The sequence below is a fragment of the Pseudomonas paraversuta genome (genome assembly GCF_904063065.1).
GTDB lineage: Bacteria > Pseudomonadota > Gammaproteobacteria > Pseudomonadales > Pseudomonadaceae > Aquipseudomonas > Aquipseudomonas paraversuta.
Genome location: NZ_CAJFCL010000001.1, coordinates 81,697 through 104,142, shown reverse-complemented (window position 1 = coordinate 104,142; position 22,446 = coordinate 81,697). Strand labels below are relative to the sequence as shown.

General features: G+C 55.7%; 17 protein-coding genes and 4 tRNA genes. 14 read left to right on the top strand and 7 right to left on the bottom strand.

Going from position 1 to position 22,446, the window contains the following annotated elements:
• Positions 1–13: 13 nt before the first annotated feature.
• Positions 14–1,219: an HlyD family secretion protein gene (locus tag JQ845_RS00455; RefSeq protein WP_003441348.1), complete on the top strand. Its 1,206-nt coding sequence runs from the start codon at positions 14–16 to the stop codon at positions 1,217–1,219.
• Between the two features lie 63 nt (positions 1,220–1,282).
• Positions 1,283–2,812 carry a DHA2 family efflux MFS transporter permease subunit gene (locus tag JQ845_RS00450; protein ID WP_060781813.1) on the top strand — a complete coding sequence of 510 codons (1,530 nt, stop codon included), beginning with the start codon at positions 1,283–1,285 and terminating at the stop codon, positions 2,810–2,812.
• Positions 2,813–2,919: 107 nt separating this feature from the next.
• On the opposite strand, the gene lpxH is transcribed toward JQ845_RS00450, so the two are convergent.
• Together lpxH and JQ845_RS00440 are read right to left on the bottom strand one after the other, a co-directional pair.
• Positions 2,920–3,672 (bottom strand): UDP-2,3-diacylglucosamine diphosphatase, encoded by a 753-nt coding sequence (gene lpxH, locus JQ845_RS00445; RefSeq protein WP_003441352.1) that lies wholly within the window; start codon positions 3,670–3,672, stop codon positions 2,920–2,922.
• Entirely contained in the window at positions 3,669–4,172 is a 504-nt protein-coding gene (locus tag JQ845_RS00440) for a peptidylprolyl isomerase (RefSeq protein ID WP_203007930.1), read from the bottom strand. The genes lpxH and JQ845_RS00440 overlap by 4 nt, the downstream gene beginning before the upstream one ends.
• A gap of 279 nt (positions 4,173–4,451) precedes the next feature.
• Here JQ845_RS00440 and JQ845_RS00435 point away from each other — a divergent pair, with 279 nt between their 5' ends.
• Together JQ845_RS00435 and cysS are read left to right on the top strand one after the other, a co-directional pair.
• Positions 4,452–6,149 carry a glutamine--tRNA ligase/YqeY domain fusion protein gene (locus JQ845_RS00435; protein WP_003441356.1) on the top strand — a complete coding sequence of 566 codons (1,698 nt, stop codon included), beginning with the start codon at positions 4,452–4,454 and terminating at the stop codon, positions 6,147–6,149.
• A gap of 21 nt (positions 6,150–6,170) precedes the next feature.
• Positions 6,171–7,553, top strand: coding sequence for a cysteine--tRNA ligase (gene cysS, locus JQ845_RS00430; RefSeq protein ID WP_160628237.1), 1,383 nt, complete (start codon positions 6,171–6,173; stop codon positions 7,551–7,553).
• A 115-nt stretch (positions 7,554–7,668) separates the two neighbouring features.
• Here the strand turns inward: cysS and folD are convergent, their stop codons facing one another.
• On the bottom strand, positions 7,669–8,523 hold the full coding sequence (gene folD / locus JQ845_RS00425; RefSeq protein ID WP_003441360.1) for a bifunctional methylenetetrahydrofolate dehydrogenase/methenyltetrahydrofolate cyclohydrolase FolD: 855 nt from the start codon (positions 8,521–8,523) through the stop codon (positions 7,669–7,671).
• Positions 8,524–8,803: 280 nt separating this feature from the next.
• On the opposite strand from folD, the gene JQ845_RS00420 reads away from it, so the two are divergent.
• The 10 genes from JQ845_RS00420 (at position 8,804) to JQ845_RS00375 (ending at position 18,231) form a co-directional block, all read left to right on the top strand.
• Positions 8,804–8,880, top strand: a tRNA-Arg gene (locus JQ845_RS00420).
• Positions 8,881–8,921: 41 nt separating this feature from the next.
• Positions 8,922–8,997: transfer RNA gene (locus JQ845_RS00415), tRNA-His, on the top strand.
• Positions 8,998–9,052: 55 nt separating this feature from the next.
• Positions 9,053–9,137 (top strand) — tRNA-Leu (locus tag JQ845_RS00410).
• A gap of 135 nt (positions 9,138–9,272) precedes the next feature.
• Positions 9,273–9,348 (top strand) — tRNA-His (locus JQ845_RS00405).
• 368 nt (positions 9,349–9,716) lie between these two features.
• Positions 9,717–11,027 carry a trigger factor gene (gene tig, locus JQ845_RS00400; RefSeq protein ID WP_003441361.1) on the top strand — a complete coding sequence of 437 codons (1,311 nt, stop codon included), beginning with the start codon at positions 9,717–9,719 and terminating at the stop codon, positions 11,025–11,027.
• Positions 11,028–11,118: 91 nt separating this feature from the next.
• Positions 11,119–11,760 carry an ATP-dependent Clp endopeptidase proteolytic subunit ClpP gene (gene clpP / locus JQ845_RS00395; RefSeq protein WP_003441363.1) on the top strand — a complete coding sequence of 214 codons (642 nt, stop codon included), beginning with the start codon at positions 11,119–11,121 and terminating at the stop codon, positions 11,758–11,760.
• Positions 11,761–11,866: 106 nt separating this feature from the next.
• Positions 11,867–13,150: an ATP-dependent Clp protease ATP-binding subunit ClpX gene (gene clpX, locus JQ845_RS00390; RefSeq protein ID WP_003441365.1), complete on the top strand. Its 1,284-nt coding sequence runs from the start codon at positions 11,867–11,869 to the stop codon at positions 13,148–13,150.
• 163 nt (positions 13,151–13,313) lie between these two features.
• On the top strand, positions 13,314–15,710 hold the full coding sequence (gene lon / locus JQ845_RS00385; RefSeq protein ID WP_003441367.1) for an endopeptidase La: 2,397 nt from the start codon (positions 13,314–13,316) through the stop codon (positions 15,708–15,710).
• Positions 15,711–15,857: 147 nt separating this feature from the next.
• Positions 15,858–16,130 (top strand): HU family DNA-binding protein, encoded by a 273-nt coding sequence (locus JQ845_RS00380; RefSeq protein ID WP_003441370.1) that lies wholly within the window; start codon positions 15,858–15,860, stop codon positions 16,128–16,130.
• Positions 16,131–16,359: 229 nt separating this feature from the next.
• Complete coding sequence (locus tag JQ845_RS00375; RefSeq protein WP_010655837.1) at positions 16,360–18,231, top strand: SurA N-terminal domain-containing protein; 1,872 nt, start codon at positions 16,360–16,362, stop codon at positions 18,229–18,231.
• Positions 18,232–18,310: 79 nt separating this feature from the next.
• Here JQ845_RS00375 and JQ845_RS00370 read toward each other — a convergent pair whose 3' ends face one another.
• From JQ845_RS00370 to JQ845_RS00355, 4 genes are all read right to left on the bottom strand, one after another.
• Complete coding sequence (locus JQ845_RS00370; protein ID WP_003441374.1) at positions 18,311–18,655, bottom strand: antibiotic biosynthesis monooxygenase family protein; 345 nt, start codon at positions 18,653–18,655, stop codon at positions 18,311–18,313.
• The gene (locus JQ845_RS23160; RefSeq protein WP_328821626.1) at positions 18,652–19,362 is read right to left on the bottom strand and encodes a cytochrome P450; all 711 of its coding nucleotides are present in this window, start codon (positions 19,360–19,362) and stop codon (positions 18,652–18,654) included. Before JQ845_RS23160 ends, JQ845_RS00370 begins: the two co-directional genes overlap by 4 nt.
• Before the next feature lie 658 nt (positions 19,363–20,020).
• Entirely contained in the window at positions 20,021–20,815 is a 795-nt protein-coding gene (gene fabI / locus JQ845_RS00360) for an enoyl-ACP reductase FabI (protein WP_003441378.1), read from the bottom strand.
• A 19-nt stretch (positions 20,816–20,834) separates the two neighbouring features.
• Complete coding sequence (locus tag JQ845_RS00355; RefSeq protein WP_203007927.1) at positions 20,835–22,445, bottom strand: ABC transporter ATP-binding protein; 1,611 nt, start codon at positions 22,443–22,445, stop codon at positions 20,835–20,837.
• Position 22,446: the final 1 nt, after the last annotated feature.

Here is a 22,446-nt window from a genome sequence, read left to right as displayed (position 1 = left end):
TTAGGTACTCGTCATGGCCACTGTGCAAACACCGAATGAAACGCAACAAAACCAGGACGCTGGCAATCAGCGCAAACGCAAGCTCTGGCTCGGCGGGCTGGCGATTCTGGTGATCCTGGTCGCGTTGGGCGTCTGGGCCTGGCATGAGCTCTATGGTCGCTGGAGTGAGAGCACGGACGACGCCTATGTAAACGGCAATGTGGTGGAGATCACCCCGCTGGTCACCGGAACGGTGGTGAGTATTGGCGCCGATGATGGCGATCTGGTTCATGAGGGGCAGGTGCTGCTCAACTTCGACCCAAGCGATGCACTGGTTGGCCTGCAGAGTGCCGAGGCCAATCTGGCCCGCACCGTGCGTCAGGTCCGCGGCCTGTTCAGTGATGTGAACGGCATGAAGGCCCAGGTCTCGGCGCAAAAAGTCGAGGTGCAAAAAGCCCAGGACAATTACAACCGTCGTAAAAGTCTGGCCGCAGGCGGGGCGATTTCCCAGGAAGAACTGTCCCACGCCCGGGATGATCTGGCCTCTGCCCAAAGTGCCTTGCGCAATGCCGAGCAGAAGCTCGATACCACCAGTGCACTGGTGGATAACACCACGATTGCCGATCATCCCGATGTGAAGGCTGCTGCAGCGCAGTTGCGTCAGGCCTATCTGGCGAATGCCCGCTCCACGTTGATTGCTCCTGTGACCGGTTATGTGGCCAAACGTACGGTTCAGCTGGGGCAGCGGGTTCAGCCGGGTACTGCCTTGATGGCCGTCATTCCGCTGAATCAGTTGTGGATCGATGCCAACTTCAAGGAAACCCAGTTGCACAAGATGCGCATCGGGCAGCCGGTGGACATCGAGTCGGACATCTATGGCAGTGACGTCAAGTACAGCGGCAGCATCGACAGTATCGGTGCCGGTACCGGCAGCGCATTCGCCCTCTTGCCGGCGCAAAACGCCACCGGCAACTGGATCAAGATCGTGCAGCGGGTGCCGGTGCGTATTCATATCAATGCCCAGGAGCTGGAAAAGCATCCACTGCGGGTCGGCTTGTCGACCACGGTCGATGTGAACCTGCGTGACCAGAGTGGCCCGGTGCTGGCCCAGCAGCCGCCGCAAAAAGCGTCGTTCACCACCAATGTGTACGAGCAGCAGCTGGCGGACGCCGAAGCCATGATTACGCGCTTGATTGACAGCAACAGCGCCTTGACGGGCAACACTGCGGCTCAACGCTGATTCGCCAATCCATAAGCTCTGCCGCACGGGCAGGGCTGCAGCCCGAGTTTTAAAGGATTTGCGATGAGTACAAACGCGTCTTTTTCCCCGCCCAGCTTGGTGCTTGCCACCATTGGCCTGTCGCTGGCGACCTTTATGCAGGTGCTCGATACCACCATCGCCAACGTGGCGTTGCCCACTATCTCTGGCAACCTGGGGGTGAGTTCGGAGCAGGGTACGTGGGTAATTACTTCATTTGCCGTAAGTAACGCTATTGCCTTGCCGTTGACTGGCTGGCTGAGCCGGCGCTTTGGTGAGGTGAAGCTGTTTCTGTGGGCCACGGTTCTGTTCGTGCTGGCTTCGTTCCTGTGCGGTATTTCAACCTCGATGCCTGAACTGGTGGGCTTTCGGGTGTTGCAAGGCCTGGTCGCCGGCCCCTTGTATCCCATGACCCAGACCCTGCTGATTGCGGTGTATCCGCCTGCGAAACGGGGGATGGCATTGGCATTGCTGGCGATGGTCACGGTGGTTGCGCCCATTGCGGGCCCCATATTGGGTGGCTGGATCACGGACAGTTACAGTTGGCCGTGGATCTTCTTCATTAATATCCCGATCGGCTTCTTTGCCGTGATGGTGGTTCGCCAGCAACTCAAGGCGCGTCCGGTGGTGATTACCCGTCAGCCGATGGACTATGTGGGTCTTATAACCCTGATCATTGGCGTTGGTGCGCTGCAGATAGTGCTCGACAAGGGCAATGATCTGGACTGGTTCGAATCCAATTTCATCCTTATGGGCACTGCATTGTCAGTGGTGGCGCTGGCGGCTTTTATCATTTGGGAAATGACCGACAAGCACCCCATCGTAAATTTGCGTTTATTTGCCTATCGCAACTTTCGTATCGGTACCATCGTGCTGGTATTGGGCTATGCAGGCTTCTTCGGCATCAACCTGATTTTGCCGCAATGGCTGCAGACGCAGATGGGCTATACCGCGACCTGGGCCGGTCTGGCCGTGGCGCCGATCGGTATCTTGCCGGTACTGATGTCGCCGTTTGTGGGCAAGTACGCGCATAAATTCGATTTGCGCCTGTTGGCGGGGCTGGCCTTTTTGGCCATTGGCCTGAGCTGCTTTATGCGGGCCGATTTCACCAGCCAGGTGGACTTCCAGCATGTGGCACTGGTGCAGCTGTTTATGGGGATAGGTGTGGCGCTGTTCTTTATGCCGACCTTGAGCATTTTGATGTCGGATTTACCGCCACATCAGATCGCCGATGGCGCCGGGCTGGCGACGTTCCTGCGAACGCTGGGGGGGAGTTTTGCGGCATCCCTGACCACCTGGATCTGGATTCGTCGTGCTGATCAGCACCATGCCTACATGAGTGAAAGCATGAGTACCTATGACCCCATCACCCGGCACGCGCTGGAGAATCTCGGCGGGGCGAGCACCAAGGCTTACGCCCAGCTGGATCAAGTCCTGACCAGTCAGGCCTATATGCTCTCGACTGTGGACTACTTCACGTTGATGGGCTGGATGTTCATGGGGCTGATCTTGCTGGTGTGGCTGGCCAAACCGCCGTTTGCCGCGAAGGCGGGGCCGGAGGCGAGCGGACATTAATGCGGTAAAAGCCGCAAGGCTGTGGGAGCCGGCTTGCCGGCGATAATATCGCCGGGGTCTGGCTGATGCCGGGTGATGCCATCGCTGGCAAGCCGGCTCCCACCATCCTACTGTTGGCTGTGTTGCAGTAAAGGCGGGGTGGCGAAATCAAACGGCGCCAGTTGCATGCCTTGCTCATCCACCTGCAGTGCCCAGCCCTGTTTGTCCCAGTCGCCGAGCACAATGCGTTTGGCGGCATGTTCGCCGATCTGCAGCTTGTGAATGGCCGGGCGGTGAGTGTGGCCATGAATCAGCGTGCGTACGCCATGCCGGGCCATGATCAGCGGTACTTCTTCGGGGGTCACATCAACGATGTCGTTGGCTTTCATGCGGGTCTGGGCGCGGCTTTCGCTGCGTAACTTGCGCGCCAGTTTTTGCCGGGTGCCCAGTGGCAGGTGGCGTAAAATCCACATGATTACGGGGTTGCGCAGGTAGCGCCGCAGGCGCATGTAGGATTCGTCGCGGGTGCACAGGCTGTCGCCGTGCATCAGCAAGACCGGTTCGCCGTAGAAATCTACAACGCTGGGGTCTTTGATCAGGGTGCAGCCAGCCGCTTTACAAAAGGCCTGGCCAAGCAAAAAGTCGCGATTGCCGTGCATCAGAAAAATCTGCGTGCCGCTATCGCTCAGTGTTCGCAGCGCTTCACAGATAGAGCGCTGGTAGGGCGTCATTGCATCGTCGCCTATCCAGGCTTCGAAAAAATCACCCAGGATGTACAGCGCCTGAGCCGAGCGCGCACGCCCGGTCAGGAAATCCAGAAACGCCCGGGTTATGTCCGGGCGCTCCTCTTCCAGATGCAAATCTGAAATCAGCAGTATCACTCAATGATCTCTGCTTTCTCGACAATCACGTCTTCAGCCGGCACGTCTTGATGGCCCGCTTTGGAAGTGGTTTTGACACCTTTGATCTTGTCGACCACGTCCTGACCTTCAACCACTTTACCGAACACTGCATAGCCCCAGCCTTGAGCGGTCTTCCCGGTGTGGTTGAGGAAGCTGTTGTCAGCCACGTTGATGAAGAACTGGGCGGAAGCCGAATGCGGCTCCATGGTGCGAGCCATGGCCACGGTGTACTTCTCGTTCGGCAGACCGTTATCAGCTTCGTTCTTGATGCTTGGACGCTTGTCTTTCTTTTCTTTCATGCCAGGTTCGAAACCGCCGCCCTGAACCATGAAGTTACCGATTACACGGTGAAACACAGTGTTTTCGTAGTGACCGGCTTTTACGTACTCGATGAAGTTGGCGACGGTGATCGGCGCCTTTTCAGCGTTCAGCTCAATCACGATGTCGCCGTGGTTGGTAGTCAGTTTTACTTTGGACATGATTGCTATCGCTCTATCAGATGAATTCGGTGAGCTTTTTGGTCCGGCCAATTGGCTCGGAGACTAAAAGCTGGCTGGGTAGATACAGCCGCGCGGCGCAGTTTAGCGTGCCCGCACGGCATTTCGATGCTGTTTTTGCGATATGGGGGCTAAAAGGCGCTATTTCAAATGCGTTGATTGAGCGCCTGCTCTGTCAGGGACTTGACAGCATCGGCTATGATAGGCGCTTTGATTTAGTCGGCCGACCCAGGCCGCGCACCTGTTACGTTCAAGGATCCTATGAGCAAGCCCACTGTCGACCCTACTTTGAATCCTAAGGCTGGCCCTGCTGTACCGGCTAATTTCCTGCGTCCCATCGTGCAGGCGGACCTTGACTCGGGTAAATGCAAACAGATCGTGACCCGCTTCCCGCCTGAGCCCAACGGCTACCTGCACATCGGTCACGCCAAGTCCATTTGCGTGAACTTTGGGCTGGCTCAGGAATTTGGCGGCGTCACCCATTTGCGTTTTGACGACACCAACCCGGCCAAAGAAGACCAGGAATACATTGATGCGATCGAAAGTGACGTCAAGTGGCTGGGCTTTGAGTGGTCGGGTGAAGTGCGCTTTGCCTCGCAATATTTCGATCAGTTGCATGAGTGGGCGGTTTACCTGATCAAGGAAGGTAAGGCCTATGTCTGCGACCTGACACCTGAACAGGCCAAGGAATACCGTGGCAGCTTGACCGAGCCTGGCAAAAACAGCCCGTTTCGTGAGCGTAGCGTCGAAGAAAACATCGACCTGTTCGCCCGCATGAAGGCTGGCGAGTTCGAAGACGGCAAGCGTGTGTTGCGGGCCAAGATCGACATGGCTTCACCGAACATGAACCTGCGCGATCCGATCCTGTATCGCATTCGTCATGCCCATCACCATCAGACCGGTGACAAGTGGTGCATTTATCCGAACTATGACTTCACCCATGGTCAGTCGGATGCGATCGAAGGCATTACCCATTCGATCTGCACCCTGGAGTTCGAAGGTCATCGCCCTCTGTACGAATGGTTCCTCGACAACCTGCCGGTGCCGAGCAAGCCGCGTCAGTACGAGTTCTCGCGCCTGAACCTGAACTACACCATCACCAGCAAGCGCAAGCTCAAGCAACTGGTTGATGAAAAGCACGTACATGGCTGGGATGACCCGCGCATGTCGACCCTCTCGGGTTTCCGTCGTCGTGGTTACACGCCCAAATCAATCCGCAACTTCTGCGACATGGTTGGCACCAACCGCTCCGATGGCGTGGTTGACTTCGGCATGCTGGAATTCAGCATTCGTGACGATCTGGACCACAGCGCTCCGCGCGCGATGTGTGTGCTGCGTCCATTGAAGGTCATCATCACCAACTATCCGCAAGGCCAGGTCGAAAACCTGGAGCTGCCTCGCCACCCTAAAGAAGACATGGGTGTACGAGTGCTGCCATTCGCCCGTGAGATCTACATCGATCGTGACGACTTTATGGAAGAGCCGCCAAAAGGTTACAAGCGCCTTGAGCCTGCCGGTGAAGTGCGCCTGCGCGGCAGCTATGTGATTCGTGCTGACGAAGCGATTAAAGACGCCGATGGCAACATCGTTGAACTGCATTGCTCGTACGATCCCGAAACGCTGGGCAAGAACCCTGAAGGCCGCAAGGTCAAGGGTGTTGTGCATTGGGTGCCGGCTGCTGCCAGCGTCGAATGCGAAGTGCGTCTGTACGATCGTCTGTTCCGCTCGCCGAACCCTGAAAAGGCTGAGGATGGTGCGGGCTTCCTGGAAAACATCAACCCGGATTCGCTGCAGGTTCTTACGGGTTGTCGTGCTGAGCCGTCGCTGGGCAACGCACAGCCGGAAGACCGTTTCCAGTTCGAGCGCGAAGGTTACTTCTGCGCAGATATCAAGGACTCGAAACCTGGCCAGCCGGTATTCAACCGTACTGTGACCTTGCGTGATTCCTGGGGTCAGTGATCAAGTTTTGAGGGAGCCATCGTGCTAACGATTTACAACACGCTCACCAAGAGCAAAGAAGTTTTCAAGCCGCTGGACGGCAACAATGTGCGCATGTACGTGTGCGGCATGACCGTGTACGACTATTGCCATCTGGGTCACGGCCGCAGCATGGTGGCTTTTGACCTGGTAACACGCTGGTTGCGTTTTAGCGGTTACGATTTGACCTATGTGCGCAACATCACCGACATCGAAGACAAGATCATCAACCGTGCCCGTGAAAACGGCGAAGCGTTTGAGGTGCTCACCGCGCGCATGATCGCTGCAATGCATGAAGACGAAGCGCGACTCAATATCCGCAAGCCGGACATGGAGCCGCGTGCCACGGATTATATCCCCGGCATGCACGCGATGATCCAGACCCTGATCGACAAGGGCTATGCCTACGCCCCGGGCAACGGCGACGTGTATTACCGTGTCGCCAAGTTCATGGGCTACGGCAAGCTGTCGCGCAAGAAGATCGAAGATCTGCGTATCGGTGCACGTATTGAAGTCGACGAAGCCAAGGACGATCCGCTGGACTTCGTGTTGTGGAAGGGCGTCAAGCCGGGCGAGCCGAGCTGGGAGTCGCCGTGGGGTGCAGGTCGTCCGGGCTGGCACATCGAGTGCTCGGTGATGTCGACCTGCTGCCTGGGCGAGACCTTTGATATTCATGGTGGCGGCAGCGACCTTGAGTTTCCGCACCATGAGAACGAAATCGCCCAAAGTGAGGCGGCGACGGGTAAAACCTACGCCAATGCCTGGATGCATTGCGGGATGATTCGCATCAATGGCGAGAAGATGTCCAAATCCTTGAACAACTTCTTCACCATTCGCGACGTTCTGGAGAAATATCACCCGGAAGTGGTGCGTTACTTGTTGGTGTCCAGCCACTACCGCAGCTCGATCAATTACTCCGAAGATAACCTCAAGGACGCTAAAGCGGCTCTTGAGCGCTTTTATCACGCCCTCAAGGGGCTGCCAAAAGTGGCACCGGCCGGTGGTGAAGCGTTCGTTGAGCGTTTTACCCAGGTGATGAACGATGACTTCGGTACTCCGGAAGCCTGCGCGGTGCTGTTCGAGATGGTTCGCGAGATCAACCGCTTGCGCGATACCGATTTGCAGGCCGCGGCTGGCCTGGCTGCGCGCTTGAAAGAATTGGCTGATGTGCTGGGTGTATTGCAGCTTGAGGCGGATGATTTCTTGCAGGCTGGCGCAGAAGGGCGGGTGGATGCGGCCCAGGTTGATGCCTTGATCGCGGCTCGTCTGGCGGCTCGTGCCGGTAAGGACTGGGCTGAATCGGACCGGATTCGTGATCAGCTCACCGCCATGGGTGTTGTGCTTGAAGACGGTAAAGGCGGTACGACCTGGCGCCTGGCTGACTAGGTTTATCGCTGTTTGAACGAAAGCCCGCCAAGTGCGGGCTTTTGTTTGTCCGGGTTTTGGCTGCACCAATAACAACGGCACCCGAAGGTGCCGTTGCTGGTATCGATGCCGGGGCTTATGCGTGCAGCGTTTCGGCGGCGTACAAAGTATTTTCCAGCAAGCAGGCGCGAGTCATCGGGCCAACGCCGCCAGGAACCGGTGTAATCCAGCCGGCGCGGGGCAGGGCGGTTTCGTAAATCACATCGCCCACCAGCTTGCCATCAGCCTGACGGTTGATGCCGACGTCGATCACGATCGCGCCTTCCTTGATCCATTCGCCTTTGACCAGGCCCGGCTTGCCGGCAGCCACGACCACCAGATCTGCACGGCCTACGTGGCCGGCCAGGTCCTTGGTGAAACGATGGGTAACCGTTACGGTGCAGCCGGCCAGCAACAGTTCCATGGCCATCGGGCGACCAACGATGTTGGAGGCGCCAACGATTACTGCGTCCATTCCGTAAAGGTCCTGGCCGGTGCTTTCCAGCAGGGTCATGATGCCTTTAGGGGTGCAGGGGCGCAGTAGCGGGATGCGCTGGGCCAGACGGCCGACGTTGTAGGGGTGGAAACCGTCTACGTCCTTGTCCGGACGAATGCGCTCCAGCAACTTGGAGGCGTCCAGATGCTCGGGCAGTGGCAGCTGAAGCAGAATGCCGTCGATATCCGTGTCTTCATTAAGACGGTCAATCAGGTCGGTCAGTGCTTGCTGGCTGGTGTCCGAAGGCAGGTCATAGGCTTGTGAAAGAAAGCCTACCTCTTCGCAGTCTTTACGCTTGTGCGAAACATAAACCTGGGAGGCAGGATCGCTGCCGACCAGAATCACTGCCAGGCCGGGAGTGCGCAGGCCTTGCTCGTGACGCTCGGCGACACGTTTTGCAATCTGCTTGCGCAGGCTGGCGGCGATCGCTTTGCCGTCGATTAGTTGTGCAGTCATTACGCGTGATTAACCATCGTAAAGGGTGGAAAAAGGACGTGCATTCTCGCATGCCGTGACGTAAGGGCAAAGGCGCTTGGTCTGCTTATTCCCCTAACTCCTTTATATTTCTAAACTTTTTTCAAAAAAGAGTTGACGGCTTTCGGGGTCGCCTATAATATTCGTCGCACTTGTCGGGCACAGCCTAGCACTGGTTAAGAAGGTAGAGCGAAGTTGATGTCTGGCTTGGTGATACTGAAAGCACTTAGTTTGTAGTCGTCACAGAGTACAGATTAACAAGGCGCCCGTAGCTCAGCTGGATAGAGCATCCGCCTTCTAAGCGGATGGTCGCAGGTTCGAGTCCTGCCGGGTGCGCCATTAGGCAGCTTTGGCACAAGTAGGGTTACAAAGGCAATATGGTGGGCGTAGCTCAGTTGGTAGAGCACGGGATTGTGACTCCCGTTGTCGAGGGTTCGATCCCCTTCGTCCACCCCATATTTAGAAAGGCGCCAGATTAATAGTCTGGCGTCTTTGCTTCAAAAGTTTGAATGCGGATGTGGTGGAATTGGTAGACACACTGGATTTAGGTTCCAGCGCCGCAAGGTGTGAGAGTTCGAGTCTCTCCGTCCGCACCAAATAAGGTTTGGCGATGCCTGAATCGGGTTCGCCAGGCTGATGAATAAAGCCGCCTAGAGCGGCTTTATTCTTTTACGAAGCTGCGCTTTGATGCGCATTCGTAGCGATGCAAATAGAGCTGTAAATGCAATATGGTGGGCGTAGCTCAGTTGGTAGAGCACGGGATTGTGACTCCCGTTGTCGAGGGTTCGATCCCCTTCGTCCACCCCATATTTAGAAAACGCCAGATTAATAATCTGGCGTTTTTTTTCGTTCCGGCTTTTTTGAAGGGGGCAGGCGGGCGGCATTGTGTTGCTGAATGATGCCTGTCTTGCGTCCGTGTGTCGGTGCGGGTGTTGTCATGCTCTTGCTTGATGCCTTCTTCTATATATAAGGAAGGAGGCTCTGAGTTGGGGCTATGTAAGCATTTTTGTGTATTCGGGTGTTTAAGCAGATCACTGCTTGCGCTTAATAATGTGCCTGCTGTTTCTGTGCGCGATTGCGGTAGGGTGACTTCTTGAGTTTGACCCACTAGAATGCATGCCCTTGATTATGGGGTCGGAAACGGCCGGCTAATGTCTGTGCAACGAGGAATATCCATGCAAGTTTCTGTTGAAAATACTTCCGCTCTTGAGCGTCGCATGACCATTGGCGTGCCATCTGAGCGTATTGAGGCTGAAGTCAACAAGCGTCTGCAGCAGACCGCCCAAAAGGCCAAAATCCCGGGCTTCCGTCCAGGCAAGGTGCCAATGAGCGTGATTCGTCAGCGTTACGAAGCTGATGCGCGTCAAGAAGCACTGGGCAACGTGATCCAGGCTTCGTTCTATGAAGCAGTGGTTGAGCAAAAGCTGAACCCGGCTGGCGCACCTTCGGTAGAGCCTAAAGTCTTCGAAAAAGGCAAGGATCTGGAATACGTTGCGACCTTCGAAGTATTCCCTGAATTCGAAGTTACCGGTCTGGACACCATCGCCATCGAGCGCCTGAGCGCCGAAGTGGCTGATGCCGACCTGGACAAAATGCTGGACGTGCTGCGCAAGCAGAACACCCGTTTTGAGCTGACTGAGCGTGCTGCTCAGAACGAAGATCAGTTGAACATTGATTTCGTTGGCAAGGTAGATGGTGAAGAGTTCGCTGGCGGTTCCGCCAAGGGTACTCAGCTGGTTCTGGGTTCGGGCCGTATGATTCCTGGCTTCGAAGAAGGCCTGGTAGGCGCTAAAGCTGGTGAAGAACGCGTTCTGAACCTGACTTTCCCTGCTGACTATCAGAACCTGGACCTGGCTGGCAAAGCCGCCGAGTTCACCGTTACTGTCAACACTGTTTCCGAGCCTAAGCTGCCAGAGCTGAACGAAGAGTTCTTCGCCCAGTTCGGTATCAAGGAAACAGGTCTGGAAGGTTTCCGCGCCGAAGTTCGCAAGAACATGGAGCGTGAGCTGCGTCAGGCGATCAAATCCAAGGTCAAGAATCAGGTAATGGACGGTCTGTTGGCTGCCAACCCGATCGAAGTGCCAAAATCGCTGCTGTCCAACGAAGTTGATCGTCTGCGCGTTCAGGCTGTTCAGCAATTCGGTGGCAACATCAAGCCTGACCAACTGCCGGCCGAGCTGTTCGAAGAACAAGCCAATCGCCGTGTGGTTCTGGGTCTGATCGTGGCTGAAGTGGTCAAGCAATTCGACCTCAAGCCTGACGAAGATCGTGTTCGCGAAATGATTCAGGAAATGGCTTCCGCTTACCAGGAGCCTGAGCAGGTTGTTGCTTGGTACTACAAAAATGACGCGCAATTGAACGAGGTTCGTTCGGTTGTGCTGGAAGAGCAAGTTGTGGATACTGTTCTGCAGAAGGCTAAGGTGACCGATAAAGCGGTCTCTTACGAAGAAGCAGTTAAGCCGGTGGAAGCTCCACAAGCCGACTGAATTCTGACTCGTTAGAAAACACAACCATAAGCCAGCCTCGAGCTGGCTTATGCGTATTCCAGACAAGACTATTTGGGAGTGACTGCCGGACATGTCCCGCAATTCTTATATTCAGCAGAACTCTGACATTCAGGCCGCTGGCGGCCTGGTCCCGATGGTTGTTGAGCAGTCTGCCCGTGGCGAGCGCTCCTACGACATCTATTCGCGCCTCCTCAAGGAGCGGATCATCTTCCTGGTAGGCCCTGTCGAAGACTACATGGCGAACCTGGTTGCTGCGCAGCTGCTTTTCCTTGAAGCCGAAAACCCGGACAAGGACATTCATCTCTACATCAACTCCCCGGGCGGCTCGGTAACAGCAGGGATGTCGATCTACGACACCATGCAGTTCATCAAGCCAGACGTGTCGACCATCTGTATCGGTCAGGCGTGCAGCATGGGTGCTTTCCTGTTGGCCGGCGGTGCTCCGGGCAAGCGTCATTGCCTGCCTAACTCGCGGATGATGATTCACCAGCCGTTGGGCGGTTTCCAGGGGCAGGCGTCGGATATCGACATCCATGCCAAGGAAATCCTCAACATTCGTCATCGTTTGAACTCGCTGTTGGCCCACCATACCGGTCAGTCGCTCGAAACCATCGAGCGTGACACCGAACGTGACAACTTCATGAGCGCTGAGCGTGCAACCGAATACGGTTTGATCGACTCTGTGTTCAGCAAGCGTCAAATGCCCGCTTAAGTAGTACAAATGAAGGCGGTTGGATTAACTGACCTCCTGCGGGCTTGAAAAAGCCCGCAGTTGCCTTCATCTTGTGTTGCAAGCCTATCGGATTTGGATCGATCGAATGACTGACACCCGCAACGGCGAGGACAACGGCAAATTGCTCTATTGCTCCTTCTGTGGCAAAAGCCAGCATGAAGTGCGCAAATTGATTGCCGGCCCCTCGGTCTTTATCTGCGACGAATGCGTCGACCTGTGCAATGACATCATCCGCGAGGAGGTGCAGGAAGCCCAGGCCGAGAGCAGTGCGCATAAATTACCTTCGCCAAAAGAAATCAGCGGCATCCTTGATCAATACGTCATTGGTCAGGAACGTGCCAAAAAGGTTTTGGCCGTAGCGGTATACAACCACTACAAGCGCCTTAACCAGCGTGACAAGAAAAATGACGACGTCGAACTCGGCAAGAGCAACATTCTGCTGATCGGACCTACTGGCTCGGGTAAAACCTTGCTGGCCGAAACCCTGGCTCGTCTGCTGAATGTACCTTTCACTATTGCTGATGCAACCACGCTGACTGAGGCGGGTTACGTAGGCGAAGATGTGGAAAACATCATTCAGAAGCTGCTGCAGAAGTGCGACTACGACGTAGAAAAAGCCCAGATGGGTATCGTCTATATCGATGAAATCGACAAGATTTCGCGCAAATCTGACAACCCGTCCATCACCCGTGATGTTTCCGGTGAAGGCGTGCAGCAGGCTTTGCTCAAACTGATCGAAGGCACTGTGGCTTCCGTACCGCCTCAGGGTGGTCGCAAGCATCCGCAGCAGGAATTCTTGCAGGTTGATACCCGTAACATCCTGTTTATCTGTGGCGGTGCGTTCTCGGGCCTGGAGAAGGTTGTTCAGGCACGCTCTACTCGCGGCGGCATCGGCTTCAGTGCCGAAGTACGCAGCAAGGAAGAGGGCAAGAAGGTTGGCGAGTCCCTGCGTGAAGTAGAACCTGATGATTTGGTCAAGTTCGGTCTGATCCCGGAGTTTGTTGGCCGTCTACCTGTTCTGGCGACACTGGATGAGCTGGATGAAGCTGCATTGATGCAGATTCTGACCGAGCCGAAGAATGCGCTGACCAAGCAGTATGGAAAGTTGTTCGAGATGGAGGGTGTTGATCTCGAATTCCGTGCTGATGCCTTGAAAGCCGTGGCCAAGCGTGCGCTTGAGCGCAAGACTGGTGCGCGTGGTTTGCGTTCGATTCTGGAGAGCGTTCTGCTCGACACCATGTTTGAAATCCCCTCGCAGTCCGAGGTGAGTAAAGTGGTGATCGACGAAAGCGTTATAGAAGGTAAGTCCAAGCCGTTGTTGATTTATGAAAACAACGAAGCGACTGCCAAGGTTGCACCTGACGCGTAAGTGTATTGCTGCGTATTACACATTGCGTGTTAAAGAAGGGGCCTTCGGGCCCCTTTTTTTTTCCTGTCGTCCAACGCTTGTTTTTTTTCGGAACTGCCCCCATCTTGGCTTCAAGCTTACTTCCATCTGATTACGGCCTTATGGCCGCCGTAGAGGCGAAATCATGAAGACAACCATTGAATTGCCTCTCCTGCCATTGCGCGATGTTGTGGTCTATCCGCACATGGTGATCCCACTGTTCGTGGGACGCGAGAAATCAATCGAGGCCCTCGAGGCTGCGATGACGGGCGACAAGCAGATCTTGCTGTTGGCCCAAAAAAATCCTGCTGACGATGATCCGGGCGAAGACGCGCTCTATCGTGTAGGTACCATTGCGACCGTTCTGCAGTTGCTCAAGCTGCCGGATGGCACCGTCAAGGTTTTGGTCGAAGGCGAGCAGCGTGGCGCTGTCGAGCGCTTTGGCCAGGCTGAAGGCTATCTGAGTGCCGAAGTCTCCCTGATTGATGAGGTGGCTGCCCCGGAGCGTGAATCCGAAGTCTTTGTCCGCAGCCTGATCTCGCAGTTCGAGCAATATGTACAGCTGGGCAAAAAGGTCCCGGCTGAGGTTCTGTCCTCGCTTAACAGCATCGACGAACCAAGCCGTCTGGTCGATACCATGGCTGCCCATATGGCACTCAAGATCGAGCAGAAGCAGGAGATTCTTGAAATTATCGACCTGCAAACCCGGGTTGAGCACGTATTGGCATTGCTTGATGCCGAGATCGACCTGCTGCAAGTTGAAAAGCGTATCCGTGGCCGTGTCAAAAAGCAGATGGAGCGCAGCCAGCGCGAGTACTACCTGAATGAGCAGATGAAGGCCATTCAGAAGGAGCTCGGCGATGGTGATGATGGGCATAACGAAATCGAAGAGCTGAAAAAGCGCATCGAGTCCGCTGGTTTGCCCAAGGATGCAATGGCCAAGGCTCAGGCTGAGCTGAACAAGCTCAAGCAAATGTCCCCCATGTCCGCTGAAGCCACTGTCGTGCGCTCCTACATTGACTGGCTGGTTCAGGTGCCATGGAAAGCACAGAGCAAGGTCCGCCTGGATCTCAAGCGCGCTGAAGACATTCTGGATGCAGACCACTACGGTCTGGATGAAGTCAAAGAGCGGATTCTCGAATACCTCGCCGTGCAAAAACGGGTGAAGAAAATCCGTGGTCCGGTTTTGTGCCTGGTAGGACCTCCTGGTGTAGGTAAAACCTCCCTTGCAGAGTCCATAGCCCATGCAACAAACCGCAAATTCGTACGTATGGCCTTGGGTGGCGTGCGTGACGAAGCGGAAATTCGCGGTCATCGTCGTACCTACATTGGCTCGATGCCAGGTCGATTGATTCAGAAGATGACAAAAGTGGGGGTTCGCAACCCTCTGTTCCTGCTCGATGAAATCGACAAGATGGGCAGCGACATGCGCGGTGACCCGGCCTCTGCATTGCTTGAGGTGCTCGATCCCGAGCAAAACCACAATTTCAATGACCATTACCTCGAGGTCGACTACGACCTGTCTGACGTAATGTTCCTGTGTACCTCCAACTCGATGAATATTCCTCCAGCGTTGCTGGACCGGATGGAAGTCATTCGTCTGCCGGGTTACACCGAAGACGAAAAAATCAACATTGCCGTCAAATACCTCGCCCCCAAGCAAATTGAAGCCAATGGCTTGAAAAAAGGCGAGATAGCGTTCGACAACGAAGCCATCCGCGACATCATTCGCTATTACACCCGCGAAGCCGGTGTGCGGGGCCTTGAGCGCCAAATTGCGAAAATTTGCCGCAAGGCGGTCAAAGAACACGCGATGGAAAAACGTTTTGCAGTGACTGTGACGCCCGAGCTTCTCGAGCACTTTTTGGGTGTTCGAAAATACAGCTACGGACTGGCCGAGGTGCAGGACCAGATTGGTCAGGTGACCGGTCTGGCCTGGACTCAGGTCGGTGGCGAATTGCTGACAATTGAAGCTGCGGTAGTGCCGGGCAAGGGCCAGTTGATCAAGACCGGTTCTCTCGGTGACGTGATGGTGGAGTCGATTACTGCTGCGTTGACAGTGGTTCGCAGTCGCGCCAAGAGCCTGGGTATCCCGTTGGATTTCCACGAGAAACGTGACGTTCACATTCACATGCCGGAAGGGGCTACGCCCAAAGATGGTCCTAGTGCTGGTGTAGGAATGTGTACAGCTCTGGTTTCTGCGCTGACTTTGATTCCAGTACGTGCGGATGTTGCGATGACCGGCGAAATTACCCTGCGTGGCCAGGTGCTGGCGATTGGGGGCTTGAAGGAAAAGTTACTGGCTGCTCACCGAGGTGGGATCAAGACGGTAATTATTCCTGAAGAGAATGTCCGCGATCTGAAGGAAATTCCTGACAACATCAAACAGGATCTTCAGATTAAACCGGTTAAATGGATTGACGAGGTCCTGCAAATTGCGCTGCAATACGCGCCGGAGCCCTTGCCGGATGTGGCTCCCGAGATCGTTGCCAAGGATGACAAGCGAGAGTCTGACTCTAAGGAAAGAATTAGCACGCATTAATACGGATTTGCCTGACGGGCTTTCTTGACGCTTTTTAGAGCCCTTGTTATAAAGCGGCTCTATAAGTGTCCGTAAGTGCTTCAGCAATCGTTTGCTTTTACCAAAAAACTTTAGAAACATACTCAGATAGATATAAGGGGACTTAGAGTGAACAAGTCGGAACTGATTGATGCTATCGCTGCATCTGCTGATATCCCGAAAGCTGCAGCTGGCCGTGCGCTGGACGCAGTAATCGAATCCGTCACTGGCGCTCTTAAGGCTGGCGACTCTGTGGTACTGGTTGGTTTTGGTACTTTCTCTGTGACTGATCGTCCTGCTCGCACTGGTCGTAACCCACAGACTGGTCAAGCACTGGAAATTGCTGCTGCTAAAAAACCAGGCTTCAAAGCCGGTAAAGCACTGAAAGAAGCGGTTAACTAAGTTTTTGTAACACTTTTTACCCAACCGGGTCAGGCGCACGCCAGGCTTGGCAGCGGAGCGGTAGTGCAGTCGATGGTTATATCGACGTGGTACGCCGGGGGTCGCGGGTTCGAGCCCGGTCCGCTCCGCCAGTTACGAGAAGGCGCATCCTCGGATGCGCCTTTCTTCTATCCGGACTCTACCCACGCTCCACGGTTGCTCATTATGCAAGACCGTTTCTGGGGGAAGCATGCTGCAAAATATCAGGGACAATTCACAAGGCTGGATTGCCAAGACCATCATCGGTGTCATCGTCGCGTTAATGGCGTTGACCGGTTTCGATGCTATTTTTCAAGCCACCTCGACCAGCCAGGATGCGGCCAAGGTCAACGGTGACGAAATCACTCAAGTTGAGCTCAGCCAGGCTGTCGACATGCAACGTCGTCAGCTGATGCAACAGCTGGGCAAAGATTTCGACGCTTCTTTGCTGGACGAGAAAATGCTGCGTGAAGCAGCCCTTAAAGGGTTGATCGATCGTAAGTTGCTGCTGCAGGGTGCTAATCAGGCGAAGTTCTCCTTCTCTGAAGCGGCCCTGGATCAGGTCATTCTGCAGACACCTGAGTTTCAGGATAACGGCCAGTTCAGCGCTGAACGTTTCGACCAGGTGATTCGTCAGCTGGGTTACGGTCGCCTGCAGTTCCGCGACATGCTGGGCCAGGAAATGCTGATTGGTCAGCTGCGCGCCGGTTTGGCGGGCAGTGGTTTCGTGACCGATGAGCAAGTGAACGCTTTTGCCCGTCTCGAAAAACAGACCCGTGATTTCTCTTCTCTGAACATCAAGGCCGACCCGGCTGCGGTGAAAGTCAGCGACGACGAAATCAAGGCTTACTACGACGAGCACGCCAAAGAGTTCATGACGCCCGATCAGGTCGTGATCGACTACATCGAGTTGAAGAAGTCTTCGTTCTTTGATCAGGTGGCTGTGAAGGATGAAGAGCTGCAAGCCCTTTATCAGAAAGAAACCGCCAACCTTGCTGAGCAGCGCCGTGCTGCACACATCCTGATTGAAGTGAACGACAAGGTCAGCGACGAGCAGGCCAAAGCCAAGATTGCTGATATTGAGCAGCGTCTGGCCAAGGGTGAAAGCTTCGAGGCTTTGGCCAAAGAGTTCTCTCAGGATCCAGGCTCGGCTGCCAATGGCGGTGATCTGGGTTTCGCAGGTCCGGGTGTTTACGATCCTGTGTTTGAAACAGCGCTTTACGCTCTGAAAAAAGATCAGGTTTCTGAGCCGGTTCGCACCAGCTTTGGCTACCACCTGATCAAGTTGATGGGCGTCGAGGCACCTGAAGTGCCGAGCTTTGCCAGCCTGAAAGACAAGCTGACCCGTGACCTGAAAACCCAACAGGTTGAGCGTCGCTTTGTTGATGCAACCAAGCAGCTGGAAGACTCCGCATTTGAGGCGTCCGATCTGGTTCAACCTGCTCAGGAACTGAAGCTGACCGTGCATACCTCTGCACCGTTCGGTCGTCAGGGCGGGGAGGGGATTGCTGCCAACCGTGACGTGATCCAGGCAGCATTCAGCACTGAAGTGATGGATGAGGGGGCAAACAGTACTGCCATCGAACTCGATCCCGAGACGGTAGTGGTGTTGCGCGTCAAGGAACACCTCAAGCCTGAGCAGTTGCCTCTGGAAGCCGTTGCCGCAAGCATTCGTGGGCAATTGGTTAAAGAGCACGCCAGTGCAGCGGCTAAAACCAAAGCTGAAGAAATCATCAAAGGTCTACGCGATGGCAAGTTGCCGTTGGATAAGCCGGTTGATGGCCTGTCGTGGAAGGCTCACGAGGCAGTTGCCCGCGGTCAGGAAGGTATTGACCCTGCCGTGCTGCAAGCTGTGTTCCGCCTGGCCAAGCCAGTATCCAAGGACAAACCGACCTTTGGTAGCGTCACCCTGGCCGATGGCACCGTTGTTGTACTGCGTCTGGATGGCGTGAACGATGCTGCGAAGCCGACTGAAGAAGAGAAGGCGTCGTACCGTCGCTTCCTCGCTTCGCGTGTGGGCCAGCAAGACTTCGAAGCCTACCGCAAGCAGTTGCAAAATGAGGCGAAGGTCGAGCGCTACTAAGCGCTGGATCATCCGCACGACGAAAAAGGCCGCTCATTGAGCGGCCTTTTTTATGGGGCGGATTCAATCAAGCCTGCGCTCACGAGTGAACTTTACGGCTGTCAGCCGGCGCCTCGGATCGCTCAGTGAGGGAGTAGTCGCGCAAAACATGGGCGATGCGCAAACGATAGTCCTCGAAGACTTGAGTACGTCCTGCGGCCTGGGCCATGCGGTGTTGTTCCAGTTGGCGCCAGCGCTGGATGGAGTCTTCGTCGCGCCAGAATGACAGCGACAGCAGCTTCCCGGGTTCACTGAGGCTCTGGAAGCGCTCGATGGAAATGAAGCCCTCAAGGTCAGCGAGCAATGGCCTGAGTTCGGCTGCAAGGTCCAGGTAACGCTGGTATTGGTCGGTGCGTGGCCACGCCTCGAAAATAACGGCAATCATTGCGCAATCTCCGGCTGCTGGCGGAATCGTGGAATTCGGCCATTGAGTGATGGGACATAGCTCCAGTGGCAGGTCCGGATAAAGGATGTGCCATGGCGTTGTAGTAGTACTGCGATGGTTTGTGCGGCGATCGCCAGTGCTATTTGTTGACCCGGGCATTGATGCCGGCCATGGCCGAAGCTGAAATTTTGACGCAGGGGCCGGTTGAGCAGAAAACAGTCCGGGTCATGATTGATGGCCGGATCTCTGTTTGCAGATGCCAGCAACACCAGAACCGTATCTGCGGCTTGCAGAGTGCAATTGCCGATGACGCAGCGTTTCGCGACAAAGCGCCGGGTGTTCTGTACCGATGGGTCGTGACGTGCTGCCTCGGCAACCAGTTCGGGGACAAGCGCCGGGGTTCGGCTGACCGCTTCAAGCAGCTCAGGCTGTTGCTGGAGGGCCACCAGTGCATTGCCGATCAGGCCGGCAGTGGCTTCGCAGGTCTGGGATAGCAGACCGATCAAATTGGCGATAAGCGCGGGACGATCGGCCTGGGTGCCAGATCGGTAAGCTGGACAAATAGCGTTGAGAAAAGCGCTGTGTCCAGCTTCGTCGTTCAACAGAACCTCAAACATCTGACTCAGCCGGGTTGCTGCAATGTCAGCGCTGCGCAGTTGTAACTCGCTGGCCAAAGGAGAAAGGCAGGCCACGAAATCACCGGTCAAAGCGCTCAGGGTATCAAGCTGGTGGTCATCGAAGCCCAGCAAGCGGCATAGCACTGAAACCGGCAATTTGAACATGAGTGAGTTCAGGCTATCGGCAGAGCTGTCTGTGATGGGGAAGAGGTGTGCAACCAGTGTTGCGATGTCTGCTGCCGACACTGACGCCAGTGCCGGTTCTATCCCGTGCCGGGGGCACTGATGGCGCGGCCCTTCATTCATGCGCATCAAGTTGCCGAACACCTGGCCTGAAGGCCTTTGTGCTATGGCCGGTGGAACGGGCTCATGTGGGGGGCGTACCAGCAAATCAGGATGTTGCACAATGGCCTGTATGACCCTTGCACCGCTTGCGACCCAACATCCCAGTCGGGAGTCAAAGTACAGGTCGGCCCTGTGTCTCAGTTGCGCATAAAAGGTATAGGGATCGGGGTGGGTTGCAGCCTCGAAGGGTGTCATTCAGAGCGTCCTTTTCATGAAGAACCATGACTTTCTCCCATCCCTTTGGCCGATAATTCGCTCAGGAGCGAAGTATGGATGTTGCTTCCCGCACCCGCGGGGGCAAGTGTGGCTGCCCACGGGCAATGAGTTCATAAAAGCCCGCAACGCAAAACGCCCGATGCAATCAATGCACCGGGCGTTTCGGGTACAGGCTGCAAGCAAAGAGTTACTCTTCGAGGCTGCCCATTGCGGTGGTGTTGAAGCCGCCGTCTACGTACATGATTTCACCGCTGATGCCGGATGCCAGATCCGAGCACAGGAACGCGCCGGCATTGCCGACTTCGTCGATGGTGACGTTACGACGCAGAGGGGTCTGCGCTTCGTTGGCCGCCAGCATTTTACGGAAGTTCTTGATCCCCGATGCTGCCAGGGTGCGGATCGGGCCAGCCGATACGCAGTTAACGCGCGTACCTTCCGGGCCCAGGCTGCCTGCCAGGTAACGTACACCCGCTTCCAGGCTGGCCTTGGCCATGCCCATCACGTTGTAGTTAGGCATGGTGCGCTCGGCGCCCAGGTAGGACAGGGTCAGCAGGCTGCCATTGCGGCCTTTCATCATCGGACGGCCGGCTTTGGCCAGGGCTACGAAGCTGTAGGCGCTGATGTCGTGAGCGATACGGAAGCCTTCACGGGTAGTTGCGTCCGTGAAGTCGCCGTCCAGCTGATCGCCAGGTGCGAAGCCAACGGAGTGCACGATGCAGTCCAGGCCGTCCCATTTCTTGCTCAGGTCTTCGAAGACCTTGGCGATTTCTTCATCGCTGGCTACGTCGCAAGGGAAGCACAGTTCAGGGTTGGAACCCCAGCCTGCAGCGAACTCTTCAACGCGGCCTTTAAGCTTTTCGTTCTGATAAGTGAAAGCAAGTTCAGCGCCTTCACGGTGCATGGCGGCAGCAATGCCAGAAGCGATGGACAATTTGCTAGCGACACCGACGATCAGGACGCGCTTACCGGCGAGAAAACCCATGTGTTGTTCCTCTATCAGGTTAATCGACAGCCACTGGCGCCAAAAAGGCGGCTTCCAGCAGCTGCTGTGTATATGGATGTTGCGGTGAGGCAAAGATATTTTGCGCATCACCCTGTTCGACCACTTGGCCATGCTTGACCACCATCAGTTGGTGGCTAAGCGCTTTGACGACAGCCAGGTCATGGCTGATAAACAAATACGTCAGGTTGTACTTGGCTTGCAGCGAGCGCAACAGCTCAACCACCTGGCGTTGTACGGTCCGGTCCAACGCGGAGGTTGGCTCGTCCAGCAGAATCAACGCCGGTTTTAAAACCAGTGCCCGGGCAATGGCGATTCGTTGCCGCTGCCCGCCTGAAAACTCGTGAGGGTAGCGGTGCCGGGTTTCCGGATCCAGACCTACTTCGCGCAAGGCTTCAATAATTGCCACTTCCTGTTCTTCAGCGGTGCCCATGCGGTGAATACGCAAACCTTCACCGACAATCTCGCTGACGCTCATGCGTGGGCTGAGGCTGCCAAACGGATCCTGGAACACCACCTGCATTTCCCGCCTCAGCGGTCTGACCTCCTGGCGGGAAAGACAGTCTAGCCGTTTGTTTTCGAAACGGATCAAACCCTTGCTGGCAATCAAACGCAAAATCGCCAGGCCCAGGGTCGACTTGCCCGATCCGCTTTCTCCCACAATGCCCAGGGTCTGTCCCTGTGACAGGCTGAAGTTTATGCCGTCGACCGCTTTGACGTAATCCACCGTCTTGCGCAGGAGTCCCTTTTTGATCGGGAACCAGACTTTCAGGTCCTCGATTTCCAGCAATGGCGGCCCCGCAACCGTATCGGCCGGGCCTCCGCTGGGCTCTGCGCTAAGCAGTTCCCGGGTGTACGGATGCTGTGGCGAACGGAACAACTGTTCGCACGATGCCTGTTCGACGATTAAACCGCGCTGCATGACACATACCCGATGCGCAATTCGTCGAACCAGGTTCAAATCGTGACTGATCAGTAACAGCGCCATCCCCAGGCGGGCCTGCAATTGCTTCAGCAATTCCAGAATTTTCAACTGCACTGTAACGTCCAGTGCCGTGGTGGGTTCGTCTGCGATCAGGAGTTCGGGTTCGTTCGCCAGGGCCATGGCGATCATCACGCGCTGGCGCTGGCCGCCTGAGAGCTCGTGTGGCAGCGCTTTGAGGCGTTTGTGGGGCTCGGGTATGCCAACCAGCTCCAGCAGCTCCAGGGTGCGCAGGGTGGCTGCCTTGCCGGTTAATCCCTTGTGAATGCCCAGCACTTCATTGATTTGTTTTTCAATGCAATGCAACGGGTTCAGCGAGGTCATGGGCTCCTGGAAAATCATGGCAATGCGATTGCCACGAATATGCCTGAGCTTTTTCTCCGGCAGCGTCAGCAGATCCTCGCCGGCATAGACGATGCTGCCCGTGGGATGGCGGGCCAGGGGGTATGGCAACAGGCGCAGAATCGAATGCGCGGTCACCGATTTGCCCGAGCCGCTTTCGCCAACCAGCGCCAGGGTTTCGCCGCGCCTGATATCGAAACTGATGCCTTGCACTACGCGATGGGGTTGTTCAGCGCTGACAAACTCCACGGAGAGATCACGCACTTCGATCAGATTTTCCTGCGTCATC